We start from the raw sequence: 13,347 nt of genomic DNA on the forward strand, positions 1-13,347 counted from the left end.
TCTCCGTTCACAGCGGAAGGCTGTTGAGACCGTGATTCACGTTTCGGCCCGATCAGGGCGGAAACGATCAAGGTCTAGCGGCTCGCCGTCATAGGCGAAGGGGCTATCCCAGCCGGCGAGCGCGGGCAACGCCATGTCCTTGGCCGACAGCACCGGACCGCCCGGCGGCAGCGGCCAGTCGATGCCGATCGTCGGGCAATCCCAGCTGATGCCGCCGTCGCACTCCGGCGCATAGACGTCCGACACCTTGTACATGATCTCGCTATCGGGCTCGAGCGTGACGAAGGCGTGCCCGAAGCCGATCGGGATATAGAGCTGGTCGCCATTGTCGGCCGACAGTTCGGCCGCGACATGGCGGCCATAGCTGGGGGAACCGGCGCGCAGGTCGACCGCATAGTCGACGATCCGGCCGCGGGTGCAGCGGACCAGTTTGGCCTGGGCATGCGGCGGCGCCTGGAAATGGATGCCGCGGATCGTGCCCGGCTGCTTCGAGTAGCTGTGATTGTCCTGGACGAATTCCTCCGCCACCCCCTCCGCCGACCAGCGCGGACGGTGATAGGATTCGACGAACCATCCGCGATCGTCACCGAAGCGGCGCGTGTGGATCAGCTTTACCGGCAACATCGTCTCCCCGTCTGGCTGCGACGGCGGATCGCAGGGCCGGGGCGTTCTGTCCAGTGGGCGGCATGATCGCAGGCACGAGATATCGATATTGCAGCGCGTTAAAGGCTCCTTTACGACGCGGCGCGAGCTTCCCCTCGAGATGGTTGAGAAACATGATCTTCGTTCACCTCAAGGGCGGCGTGTCTGGCGCAACATTCCCGCACAGCCCCTCGCCGCTGGATGCTGGCTGACGTGGTGACTGCCTTGCGTCACCTGAAGCGCGCCTGGACGAAGCTGGGTGGGAGCAACCCGCCCGCGGCACCATCGGATGTGCAGCGCGGCAACATGGCGCGCGACCGCCGCGACTGGCAAGCTGCGGCCGAAGCCTATCGCGCTGCGGTAGCCGACGATCCGGAGCTGGTCCCGATCTGGGTCCAGCTAGGCCATGCGCTCAAGGAACAGGGCGCGCTGGTGCCCGCGATCGAGGCTTATGGGCAGGCGGCCGCGCGCCAGCCCGATCTTGCCGAAGCCTATGTCTTCCTGGCTCACCTCTACAAGCAGCTGAGCAGGCCCGAAATCGCGATCGGCTACTTTCTCAGCGCGCTGCATGCCGGCGAAAAAGCCCCGCACGAAGCCGACGAGCTGCTCCACCTGCTGGCCCACCAGGGCGAAGTCGATCGGGCCGGACTGGCGGCGCTGCTGCGTGAGCGGCTGGAACGGCTACCGCCCCGCGCCGCCGAAGCGCCGCTGCTGACGCAGCTCCGCATCATCCTCACCGAAAACATGTCCGAGCAGGTGTCCGGCGAGGAGGCTGCCGATGCCCCGCCGGCGCTGGTGTTCGATATCTCGGACCTGATCGCCTATTATGGCAATGCCCGGCTTCCGACCGGGATTCAGCGCGTCCAGATCGAAACGATCGAGGGGGCGTTGGCCCACGCTAACGATCGCGAAATCCGGCTGTGCTGTTTCATCGCCGGGCGAGATGAGTGGTTGGAGCTGCCGCTCGAGCGGATGCAGAGCATCGCGCGACTGAGTACGTCGGGTGGCGACCGTTTCGATCGAGAATGGACCGAGGCGGTGGCGAACCTGCGCCTGTTCCTGTCGCTGACCCATCCGTTCGAATTTCCGCGCGGCGCCTCGCTGGTCAATCTGGGCACCAGCTGGTGGCTGCAGAATTATTTTCTGTTCGTTCGCCACGCCAAGAAGACCCGCGGCATCCGCTACATCCCCTTCGTCCACGACATGATCCCGATCATGGCGCCGCAACACTGCGTGCGCGAGCTGACCCAGGACTTCATCAGCTGGGTGATCGGGGTGTTCGACCATGCCGACCACTTCCTGGTGAACTCGCAGGCGACCCGTAAGGACCTGCTGCGCGTGGCGGCGACGCTGGGCTACAAGATCGAGCCATCCGACATCGCGGTGATCCCGCTCGACACCGATTTCCGCAAGGCTGCGGCGTCCGAGCTGCCGGCGCGGGCGCTCGACCGGTGGCAGCTCAAGCCGGACGGTTTCGTGCTGTTCGTCTCGACGATCGAATCCCGCAAGGGCCATATGGTCGCGTTCGACGCCTGGGCCGACCTGATCGCACGCCATGGCGCAGATGCGGTTCCGCAGCTCGTGTGCGTGGGCAACCGCGGCTGGCTGAACGATCGCATCTATGAGCGCCTCGCCCGCGACCCGGCGCTGGCCGCCAAGGTCTCGATGCTGTCGCGGCTGACCGACGAAGAACTGTCGCTGCTGTACCGGACCTGCCGGTTCACCATTTATCCCAGCCTCTATGAAGGCTGGGGCCTTCCGGTCACGGAGTCGCTGGGCCATGGCAAGGTGCCGCTGATCTCCGATGCCGCCTCGCTCCCCGAGGCTGGCGGCGCTTTCGCCGTCTATGCCGCGGCCGGCTCGGTGCCAGCGCTGGTCGAGACGGCGGAGCGGCTGATCCTCGATGCGGATCATCGCGGCGCGCTGGAGGCGAAGATCGCCGCCGGCTTCCGTCCCCGCGCCTGGAGCGAGCTGGCGCATCAGATCACCGACGAACTCGATCGCTTCGCGCGGCGCGATACCGTGCGACGCGGCGGCGTCGTCATCCCGCCACCGCCGACGGTGCGTGTCGGTGCCTGGCATCCGATTACGCGCAACGAGTCCACCCGCATCTGGCGCGGCATCCACACCGGCGAGGGCTTCCGGTCGAACCTCGGATGGCATTGGCCCGAGGACCGGGGCTGCCGGGTACGGCCCGAGGGCGGCGAGCTGCTGCTTCGGTTCAAGGGCCCCCATCTCAGGCTGCGCATCCTGTTCCGGCTGCGCGGCGACGAGGCAGGCCTGGCGCAATGGAGCATGCGTGTCGGCGACGCCACCCAGAGCGGCGAGATCCGTGCGCGCGAGGAAAAATGGGTCTCGTTCGAGATCGCCGCCGCGAAGCGGACCCATGACGTGAAGGTCCGGGTCGACGCGGTCCCGGCCGCGGACGGCGTCATCATCACCTACTTCGTCGGGGGCTTCTTCCTCCACGCCGCCGAGGATCTGCTGACCCGGCACGACTTCATCGAAGCGCTGGCGCTGGGGCGGCTCGACACGATCGACGCGTATCGGGAAAGATGACGGCGCTCCCCATCCGCGATACAAGCCGCGCCATGACGACCATGGCCGCATCGGGGGAAGCCGCTCCATCGCCCTTGCTGCCGGCCGGCGCAGAGATCGTTCTCGACCTCTCGCGGCTGTTGTCGCGGACCCTGCACGCGATGCCAACCGGGATCGACCGCGTCGAACTGGTCTATGCGCGCACCCTGCTGTCGCTGATTCCAGGCCAGCTGCGCTTCGCCGCCATCAATCCGTTCGGCTTCTACGGCCGGCTGCCGCACGCGGCGGTGACCCGCTTCCTGGACGAAACCGAGGCACGCTGGGCCAGCCAGGGCAAGCCGGGCCGGGGCGCGCTCCTCCGCAGCGCCGCGCGCAACCTGGCGCGGCTGCGTCCACGCCGGGTTCCGCGGGCCGATGCCGGCGTGCGCCGCTATTATGTCCAGGCCTCTCCGCACCATCTCCACAGCCCGGATCGGGTCCGCGCGAAGCTGCGCGCGGAAGACGCACGACTGATCTGCCTGGTGCACGACCTGATCCCGATCGAGTTTCCCGAATATGCCCGGCCCGACGGCGCCGCCACCCATGAACGGCGGATCCGGACGATGGCCGAACTCGCCGACGGGCTGATCGCCAACAGCCAGGCGACGGCGCATTCGATGCAGCGCTTCCTGAACCGCAGCAGCACCGCGCCGGCCATCAGCATCGCCCATCTGGGTAGCGATCCGCTGCCCGCGGGCGACGACAGCCCACCCTCCATCCCCCAGCCCTATTTCGTGGTGCTGAGCACGATTGAGCCGCGCAAGAACCACCTGCTGCTGCTCAACATCTGGCGCCGGATGGTCGAAACGCTCGGCCCCGAGCGGACGCCCCATCTCGCGATCGTCGGGCGGCGCGGCTGGGAAAATGAGAATGTCGTCGACATGCTCGACCGCTGCACCGCAATCCAGGGCCACATCCACGAATATTCCGGGCTTTCGGACAGCTCGGTGAGCACCCTCTTGCGGCACGCCCGGGCGCTGCTATGCCCTTCCTTTGCGGAAGGATTCGGAATGCCGGTGACCGAGGCGCTGCTGTGCGGGACCCCGGTGATCTGCAGCGACCTGCCCGCGTTGCGCGAAGCCGGCGGCATCGTTCCCGACTTCATAGACCCTTTGGACGGGCCGGAGTGGATCAGGACGATCATGGACTATAGCGCGGATCGAGGCGACAGACGCACCGCGCAGCTGGAGCGGCTGCACGGCTGGAGCCCGCCCAGCTGGCGCGCGCATGTCGAGGTCCTGCTCGATCTGGTCCGTGAGATCGACGCGCGCGCGGGCGTTCTCGCATGACCCCCGCCCGATCGAGCTTCTATGACGAGCTGACCCTCCAGCTCAACGTGATCGGCGCACTGGTATTGCGCGAGCTGCACACGCGCTTCGGCCGCAACAATATCGGCTATCTCTGGCTGATCGGCGAGCCGCTGATGCTGGCCACCGTGATCGGCGCGCTCCACGCCTTCCAGCCGGGGCATCTGGGCACGAACATCCCGCCGGTGGCGATGTCGCTGATCGGCTACTGCATCTTCATCATCTTCCGCGGCATCTTCAACCGTGCGGAGAGCATCCTCGAGAGCAGCCTGCCGCTGATGTATCACCGGATGATCTCGGTGCTGAACCTGTCGATCGCGCGGGTGGTGATCGAGGCGGCCGGCTGCTTCTGCACGCTGGTGATCCTGATCGGGCTGGCGATCCCGCTGGGCTATGCGGACTTTCCCGCGCGGCCGCTCTACCTGCTGGCCGGGATCGGCTGGATGATCTGGCTGTCCTTCGCGCTGGGCCTGAACGTCACCGCGATCACGTTCGACAAGCCGACGCTGCAGCGCCTGGTCCACCCGATTTCATACTTCATGATGCCGTTGTCTGGGGCGTTCGTGGCGACCGAATGGCTGCCTTATAATCTGCAACGGATCATGGACTGGAATCCAATGGCCGACCTGTTCGAATATGCCCGCTACGGCATGTTCGAAGGCGCATCGGACAAACATCTGTTTGCCGGCTACATCACGGCCTGCTGCGCCTTTTTGACCTATAGCGGCCTGATCGGCATAAGGCGGGTTCGCAGCCGCGTTCACCTGCAGTAATAGACCTCAGCCCGATATTATTTGGACGACCGATGCACGGAATCATCAAGCCGCAATCTTCCCATGACAGCGTCGGCCAACCCGATCGGTTCGCCGCCGCGTCGGATTGGGCGCGCCGGAACAAGTGGTTCCTCATCATCGTGATGCTGCCGACCGTGCTGGTCGGCATCTATTATTATCTGATCGCGGCCGATCAATATCAGTCCGAAGCCCATTTCGTGGTCAAGACATCGGACAGTTCACCGCTGCCRTCCAGCGGCCTCGGCCAGTTCCTCGGCCTGTCGGCGGGGCTGTCGCAGGCGCGCGCCGATGCGATCAGCGTCAACGACTATCTGGATTCGCAGCAGGCGGCACTGCGGCTCAACGCGGCTGTGGGCCTGGTCGATCGCTTCCGCAGGCCGGAGGCCGACATCGCCACCCGGCTATGGTTCTCCGACCCCACGCCCGAGATGCTGCTGCGCTATTATCGCAAGCAGGTCGACGTGAAGTTCAACCAGGAAACCGGCATCACCACGCTGCAGGTGCGCAGCTTTCGGCCAGCCGATTCCTACGCGATCATCAACCAGCTGCTGCAGATGGGCGAGCAGCGGGTGAACCTTATCAACCGCCGCAGCCAGAATGACGCGCTGGCGACCGCGCGCCGCCAGCTCGCCGAGGCGGAAGATTCGCTCGCTGCGGTGCAATCGCGGCTCACCATGTTCCGCCAGCAGCGCGGCGACCTCGACCCCGAAGGTTCCGGCAAGGCGCAGCTGACCCTCGTCACTACCCTTCAGGGCCAGCTTACGACGGCGCGGGCGCAACTCAACGCGATGCGCGGGATCATCTCCCCCAACAGCCCGCAATTCGTCGCCATCGCCGCGCGCGTCCGGGCTCTGGAAGCGCAGGTCGCCGGCCAGACCGGAAAGCTGACCGGCGGCGGCAGCGCGATCGCGGCGCGGCTGGGCAATTACCAGGATCTCCAGATCCGCCAGGACTTCGCGATGAAACGCTACGAAGTCGCCGCCGCGAACCTGGAAAAAGCCCGCGACGCGGCGATGAAGCAGCAACTCTACATCGTCCGCGTGGTCGATCCCAACATGCCGGTGAAGTCGGAGTTTCCGGAGCGTGGCAAGATCGTACTGACCGTCTTCCTGTCGCTGATGATCGCCTATGGCATCGGCTGGCTGCTGGTGGCGGGCGTTCGCGAGCATTCGCTGTAGGGCGAACGTACATTGGTCGAGCTAACGGTCCTCCAGACGTCTGACGCGTTCAAATATAGCCGAATGCTGCGCGCGACATCCCGCACAGCGATCGAGTATTGCCGCCGTCATGGCTTCGCCTACGAAAGCTTCATCGGCATCAAACGCGGCTTCCATGGCGCGCAGGCAGCTTTCAACCGCATCTTCCTGCTCCAGGAGCTGGTGGATCGCGGGTATCGCGGCTGGGCGCTGTACATGGACGCCGACGCCTACATCTACGATCTCGACTTCGATCTCCACGCCTACCTTGCGGACAAACAGGATCGTTCCGCGATCATGGCCACGATCCCGGGCGAGAGCATTCCGTGGCACATCAATTCCGGTGTGCTCTTTTTCAATCTCGGCCATCCCCAAGCAGTCGCGCTGATTGGAGAGTGGAAGCGGCGGTTTATGTCCGTGTCGGACGAACGGTTGCGCAACCTGCTGTCGGTATGGGATCATGACAATGATCAGACCATGTTGTATGAAGCGCTCGACCAGAATCCGGCGCTGCGTGAACCCGTCGCGTTCGTCGATGCGATGCTGTTCAATCACTGTCAGGGCGAGTTCATCCGGCAATTCCTGAACTCGCTGGACGGAGATATCGATAGCCGTACAAAAACGATCGAAGGCGCGGTTACGGAGGTACTTCAAGACACCGCCATCGCTGAGGAAGGCGTAGAAGAACGGCTTGTCGGAGATTTCTATAGGATCATATTCGGTCGCGATCCCGATCCTGCCAGCAAAGGCTATTCGGACCTTCTCCGTACCGACGGCATAGTCCGTGCTGCGCCGATCGTGATCAGTTCGCTGCTGAATAGTGACGAATATCGTCGCAAGATCAGCCGCTGATTATCCGGCAACCGCCTTACCCTCGCAGATCAGCCAATGCATCTGGCTCCCACGCCGTTCCCATACGGCGCGCCATCGATCCCAGTCATTCAGTTCAGCCAGGAATGGGAAAACATTGGGATCACGGCCGCAGGCGAGTGCCACGCTGATATCGTGCGTAGCGACCAACGCATTTCGGATGGCCGGGGTGATTTCAGCGTCCCAAAGATCGTGGCATTCTATAATCAGATCCGATGACGCCGCAGCGGAGTTAGTTGCTGGATCAGAAAACAAGATTTTCTCATAGCCTTCGCAATCGGCGATCACCAGCGAGCGGGGATATCGCTCCAAAACCTTGCGCAAGGTCTCGGGATCGCAGAAATCCCCGGGGATGATCTGGTCCGCGCAGCCATTTTGCAACGATAGCGCCTGTAGGATCTCCAGCGCCCCTTTATCGACATCATAAGCGAAGACCGGCGTTCCGGGGAACAAGCGAGCCGCACCCACGCTATAGTAGCCCTCGGCGCAACCAACATCAACAATGGCATCGTAGCGTCTGTTACGAAAGCGCTCAAACGAGGGATGAAGCTCGGCCTCATAGGTGCCGAGTAGCTTCGGCGCGATATCACCGTCTCCCCGCGTCGAAAGATCGACCATCCGCATTCCGGCAAACGGACCCGATTGCACGATCGACCCGGTACTGCGGATGACAAGATCGTTTATATTCTGCCGTTCTTCTACCGCTCTAGAGGATCTACCCTGCCAGAATTCGGCGCTTGAAAGCAGGATATCGCGCAGCCCTTCCTTCGTGAGCCCCCCTTCGCGCATGAGCCGCGAATAGTCACTTGCCCCCTGGGCATCGGCATCACGACCAAGAATCCAGCGATAAGCCTCGTTTACATCATCTTCGACTGTATTCATGATCGCAACCTAGCATCCATCGCGCCATCTTCAACCAACTCGATCGAGTGGACCATATCGCTGCCCGCATCACGGCAGCGGCTCACTGATCACCGACACCAACTTATTCAAGATACAGAAAGCAGCAGATCAAGATGAGCCCACCCAGCAGGTAGATGACCAGCAGCCGTTGCCGCACTATCACGTTGCTCCCACAGCCGCATCAAATCAGCAGACGAGGACACTACGGTCCTACCGTTGTCATGTTCCACCACTTCAACCGCGGCAGTTAATTCGAAAAGGAAATCTGCAAGTACATTCGGTTCGATGCCACCTTGAGCCCTCAGGCAGAGAGGATTGAATTCGCACAAGATCTTCGGTTTGTGGCGGACGAGTGTTTTTTGGAGGCCCATCAAAGCTGGGAGTTCGTAGCCTTCTATGTCGATCTTGATGAGATCGATCTGCGATTGGTGCTCGAGTATTTCATCACCTGGCACGGCCTGAACTACATCGGCTACCTGCGTTGCCGAAGCATCGCCCAGAACCTTTGCGTTTGACGCGCTCGTCAATCCGATCATGTGATGGTGGTCGGACAGGGCCAGCGAGAGAAGCAGGATATTATTATTGCCATTGGCAACTATGCCACGGCGAAAAGCAGATACATTTCTGGGGTTAGGCTCGAAAGCAATCACCTTGCCTCGTGCGCCAACCACCGCCGCAGCGTTGAATGACATCACTCCGACATTCCCACCTATGTCCACAAAGGTTTGACCGAGCCCAAGATTTGAGCGGATCGCCTCGACAACGTGCGGCTCCCACCCACCGCCAGCGACGATGTGTCGTCCAAACTCAGGTTCGCTAGGGTCGACAACGGCCTTCAGGCCATTTCCAATGTCGGCGACCACATAGCCGGGCAGGCCACCAGTAAACTCCGGGCTTTCGATCAAGGACCTCCTCAATCCGGAGGAGTCTAGTGAGCCTGATCGCAGACAGCCGGTGTAATGCTCAATGCCCGTCGGATCGGCGCTCCTACCTAGGATCCATCGATAAGCCGTTTGCACTTCGCTTTCGAAGTCATTCATGTTGCAGTCCCTCCGCCCATGCGAGACCCGGCTAATCGATCGTTCCGCCACACCTGCTCGCCATCGACGAACAAAACGCGCCGCCCGTCCATCGTTGCCCTCAACACGCATGGCACTTCTGACTCGCAGACCCAACCATTGTCATGCAGCAGATCGAACAGATGCCCCTCTATGGCGCGGGAATGGGTTCCTATGACGAGGCGTCTGACCTTGGCATTGAGTGCTTCGATGCCCGCCCTGATGACGGTTTCCTCATGGCCCTGAATGTCGATGTGGATCAGGTCGACACGGTCTTTTCCGGCGAGCAAGCTGTTCATCGAAATGCAGCGGATCTCTTCCAGCTCGCCCCGCGCCGCCGCGGCGTCGCTTTCCGCGTCGCTGAACACGGCGTTGGCTCCATAGTCATCAGTTGCCACATGCAGCCGCGGGAAATGCGCCACGCCATCTTCGGCACCGGCCACCGCATGATGGAGGGCATGTTTTTCCGGATCGATGCCATTGGTCCGAAAGTTATCGAGCATGAAGCCATGATGCTCCCTTGAGCCTTCGACTCCGGTGAGATCCACGTTCTCGATCCCGCGCAAGCGAGCGGCTCGCTCGCAGACCGTGAGCCAGGGGGCCCACCCTGCCCCAAGCTCCATGGCCGTGAACTTGCCCTGGGCTTCGAGAACGCTGCGTAGGGTACCCACCCATTCGGATGTGCCGTGAAGGCTGGGTTCACGCTCCCGCGGCACGCTCTTGAAAACATAACCGGCCAAACTATGCCAGCCTTGGTCCAGATAACGAACCTTCGTGGTCGATCCGAACATGTCGCGAAATGTCCCTTCTACCGGCTGTTTCTCGGGAAAGGGCGCAAATGCATTGATCACGGCGAAATCGGTGATCGCGCTCGATCCCGGCGACCCCACTTCGAACTCCCGGGTGGTAACGATCCGAAGCCGAAGATTGTTGACCGTATCGTTTTCGACGAGATGCGCCTGAAGCTCCGCCTCGCTGGGTTCACGGCGAAGAAGCAGCCGAAAGGCCCAATAGACACCCTCGCGCCAGTCAATCGGGTATCGCGGCTCAAATACCTGCCCGGCGCGATCCAGAATGATTGCGAACTCGCGGGACGTACGTAACGAACGCCGTAGCGCTTGGGGGTTCGTGAACGACGCTTCGGTAGCGCTCAGCTCTTCGGGCGCAGGATCCCGGTTGAGGATCAGCCGATAAGCCCAAAGCACCGCTTCACGAACATTCATCTGAAAGCTCCTCCGAAGCTGTGCCATGCCTGCGCCGACGGGCGGCCGCAACAGATTACAAGCTAAATACCTCCAAAGTGGAGATAATGCTCCTCCGCATAACCTGCGCGCAGCCAGTGGCGGTTCCGCGAAACAAGCCGATAGCCCCCGGCCTCGCGCATGAGTTCGGCGACGGAGGGCTGATCGGTCAGTCCTGCCTCCTGGTTGATGCTCAATATATGCCGGATGCCGATTCGCCGCGCATCGGCGAGATAGCCCAGCGCCGCCCCGCGTTCGATCTCCGGCAGCGAATCCGCGTTGAACAGGATGTCGATCGAGCCGGGCTCGGTGGTCGCAAAGGCGCTGCCGGGGAGGATTGCTATAGGCTTGGGCGGCTCTCCCGCGAGCGAGACATCGTGGCCCGCCCCCGCCAGCACATAGGCCTGAACGGCGTTCATCGTCGGCAGATCGAACAGCCGCCAGCTCTTCTGCCCCAGCTTCAGCGCATAATAAGCGGTCAACGCGGCGCCCGGGCCGATCTCGGCGATGCGCGCGTCTGCGCCGAGCCCCAGCGCGTCGGCGAGCTGGCGCAGCCGCCAGGCGGCATGGATCGAATCGAGCATGCGCATGTGCAGCACGACGCCGTTCCCCACCGCGATTCCGAGATGCCCGCCGATATGCGGCGGCGGCGAGAGATCCACGGCGAGCGCTGCCTGGATGTCGCGGAAGAGCTCGGCCGGCTCGATCATGGCATTCACGGACCAGCGCCCATTCTCTGGATTTTCGAGCGGCAGCACACCCACCGCCTCGGCCAGCGAGACCAGCTTGTCGTATGTCCACAGCGCCAGCCGATCCGCGAACTGCTGGCTGCGCGCCCGCTCATGCTGGCGCGCGCCGCCAAGAAAGCCCTGGGCGATCGGCGAACAGCCGATGGCGGCGAGATCCTGCGCAACCGCGTCGCCGTCGCCGCTGCTAAGGGCCGTCGCGAACTCCTGCTGGAACGCTGGCACCGCCCCACCGCCGAACATCGCGGCAGCCTCCCTCCAGGCATACCGGATCGGCGCAACAAGATCCGGACGCGGCACCGGCACGGGCGCTTCGACCAGGGTGGGCTGCAATCCGGGAAGATGCGCCAGCCGGGCATACCAGCGATCGTCGCCGGCGCGCGGCGGCGCGGGAGCTGGCAGGCCGCCTTCGCGCGCCACCTCTCCCACCGCAGCCGCAAGCGCCCGGAGCCTGGCTTCGAAGGTGGGCGAGAGCGTGCGGAGGTGCTGGCGGATGAAGCTGGCATGCGGCCCGTTCATGAACGCCATCTGCTCGACCAGTACAGCATCGGCGATGGCGCGGTCATGCCGCAGGATCGTCTGCAGTATGTCCTGGTCGTTGCCGGCGCCGAACCATTCGCTGCCCGCCCGCAGGTCGTCATCGCTGTGTGCCGCGAATCCGGCGGCCCATTGCTCGATCAGCGCGCGGCCCAGCGGATGACCGAGATTGAGCAGGGCCACGCCGGCATTGACGTCCCAATGTTCGCCGGTGACGCCCGACGTCGCGAAGATGGCTGCACGGTCTGTCTTGTCGGCCAGATAGGCAGCGAGATCGAAGTCGAGATCCTGGATATAGGCATCGGCGTCGAGATAGAGCGCCCAGCCGGTAAAGCCACGGTCGATAAGTTCCGCCAGCATCGGGATGCGGTTGAAGGTCGCCTGCCACGGGTGGAAGCCGCGCTTGACGCCCAGGAAGCTCTCATAGCCCAGGTCATGGCGGCGGCAATATTCGCGCACGTTGGTCGCGGTGATCGCCAGCATCGGCGCATAGCGCTCCGCGTCGGCGGTCTGCAGGACGATGATGTCGTCGCCATCCGGCTTGTCGCGCGCCCGATCGCGCGCAGCAGCACGGAGCCGGAGGACGGCGCAGAATTCGTTGCGGCCGTGCGCCGTGTCGTAGACCTCTGCCACTTCGAGCCCAGTCAGGCCGATCRCACCCAGCGTCTCGATTATGTTGCGGAAGCTGTCGGGCGTGAAATACCAGGCGTGGACGTCGATATAGCCGCCGGCGCTCAGGGCATGGACCTCCGCCGCGCGCTGAAGCCGCGCCGGCTGGTCGGCCGGGATGGCGGGGCCGTGATCGCCGGCCCAATGCCGACCCGAATCATTGTGCGTGGTCAGCGCGATATGCTCGATCACGCTGGCGACGCTATGGACGCGGCGTTGCTCGCGATGTGCCTGGATCACGCCGGCAATCGTGCTTTCGGCGATATAATGGTCGAAGCAGTAGCGCTTGTCCGGAATGATCAGGCAGAACAGCCCATCGGGCTCGAGAATCCGTTCGATCTGCTCGAGGTGGCGCACGAAGTCCGGCTGATGCTCGATCGCATGGCTGCTGACGACGGCGTCGAAGCGGCGGCGGACCTGTTCGATGCCGCCGACATAGTCGATCCAGTCGGGACAGCCCGCCGGATTCACCCCGATGTTGACGGCGCGGGCACGCAGCTGTTCGGCGTCGAGGACGTCGAGATAGGCGATGTTGGGGCCCCGCAGCAGCGGCCGGCAGAAGGGGCCGATCTCGAGCACGGAGCGGCCATCGTCGATCAGCGCGATCAGATTCTCACGCAGCGCCAGCGGCGATGCGACGCGCCCCTGGCCGCGGCCGAAGCGGGTATAATGATCGGCGGCCTCTTCGAGCTTCAGGCCCAGATCGGGATTGGCCGCGAGGTAATGGCCGGCGTCGAACGCCGGGGGCAGCGCCCGGCTGCGCGCGATGGTGCCGTCAATCATAAGGCCCGGTTAGCGGCTCGATGC

The 13,347-nt window shown here is 63.5% G+C and carries 10 protein-coding genes; 5 read left to right on the top strand and 5 right to left on the bottom strand.

The window, feature by feature from the left end; all coding sequences use genetic code 11:
- Positions 1-36: 36 nt before the first annotated feature.
- Complete coding sequence (gene rfbC / locus AC1DPF_RS09805) at positions 37-624, bottom strand: dTDP-4-dehydrorhamnose 3,5-epimerase (protein ID WP_477869594.1); 588 nt, start codon at positions 622-624, stop codon at positions 37-39.
- Between the two features lie 219 nt (positions 625-843).
- On the opposite strand from rfbC, the gene AC1DPF_RS09810 reads away from it, so the two are divergent.
- The 5 genes from AC1DPF_RS09810 (at position 844) to AC1DPF_RS09830 (ending at position 7,368) form a co-directional block, all read left to right on the top strand.
- Entirely contained in the window at positions 844-3,201 is a 2,358-nt protein-coding gene (locus tag AC1DPF_RS09810) for a glycosyltransferase family 4 protein (RefSeq protein ID WP_477869592.1), read from the top strand.
- Positions 3,198-4,508 (top strand): glycosyltransferase family 4 protein, encoded by a 1,311-nt coding sequence (locus tag AC1DPF_RS09815; protein ID WP_477960986.1) that lies wholly within the window; start codon positions 3,198-3,200, stop codon positions 4,506-4,508. The genes AC1DPF_RS09810 and AC1DPF_RS09815 overlap by 4 nt, the downstream gene beginning before the upstream one ends.
- Positions 4,505-5,299, top strand: coding sequence for an ABC transporter permease (locus AC1DPF_RS09820; RefSeq protein ID WP_477960988.1), 795 nt, complete (start codon positions 4,505-4,507; stop codon positions 5,297-5,299). Before AC1DPF_RS09815 ends, AC1DPF_RS09820 begins: the two co-directional genes overlap by 4 nt.
- Before the next feature lie 32 nt (positions 5,300-5,331).
- Positions 5,332-6,498 carry a KpsE/RkpR family capsule polysaccharide export protein gene (locus AC1DPF_RS09825; protein WP_477869586.1) on the top strand — a complete coding sequence of 389 codons (1,167 nt, stop codon included), beginning with the start codon at positions 5,332-5,334 and terminating at the stop codon, positions 6,496-6,498.
- Positions 6,499-6,561: 63 nt separating this feature from the next.
- The gene (locus AC1DPF_RS09830) at positions 6,562-7,368 is read left to right on the top strand and encodes a glycosyltransferase family protein (protein WP_477960990.1); all 807 of its coding nucleotides are present in this window, start codon (positions 6,562-6,564) and stop codon (positions 7,366-7,368) included.
- On the opposite strand, the gene AC1DPF_RS09835 is transcribed toward AC1DPF_RS09830, so the two are convergent.
- The 4 genes from AC1DPF_RS09835 to AC1DPF_RS09850 all read right to left on the bottom strand — a co-directional run bounded on the left by AC1DPF_RS09835 (position 7,369) and on the right by AC1DPF_RS09850 (position 13,323).
- Positions 7,369-8,268 carry a class I SAM-dependent methyltransferase gene (locus tag AC1DPF_RS09835; protein ID WP_477960992.1) on the bottom strand — a complete coding sequence of 300 codons (900 nt, stop codon included), beginning with the start codon at positions 8,266-8,268 and terminating at the stop codon, positions 7,369-7,371.
- Between the two features lie 107 nt (positions 8,269-8,375).
- Entirely contained in the window at positions 8,376-9,194 is an 819-nt protein-coding gene (locus AC1DPF_RS09840; protein ID WP_477960994.1) for an FkbM family methyltransferase, read from the bottom strand.
- Between the two features lie 131 nt (positions 9,195-9,325).
- A complete protein-coding gene (locus AC1DPF_RS09845; RefSeq protein ID WP_477960996.1) occupies positions 9,326-10,570 on the bottom strand; it encodes an FkbM family methyltransferase in 1,245 nt (414 codons plus the stop codon).
- Between the two features lie 62 nt (positions 10,571-10,632).
- A complete protein-coding gene (locus AC1DPF_RS09850; RefSeq protein ID WP_477960998.1) occupies positions 10,633-13,323 on the bottom strand; it encodes a class I SAM-dependent methyltransferase in 2,691 nt (896 codons plus the stop codon).
- Between the last annotated feature and the right edge of the window lie 24 nt (positions 13,324-13,347).

It is taken from the genome of Rhizorhabdus sp. P4_G6, from assembly GCF_056401045.1.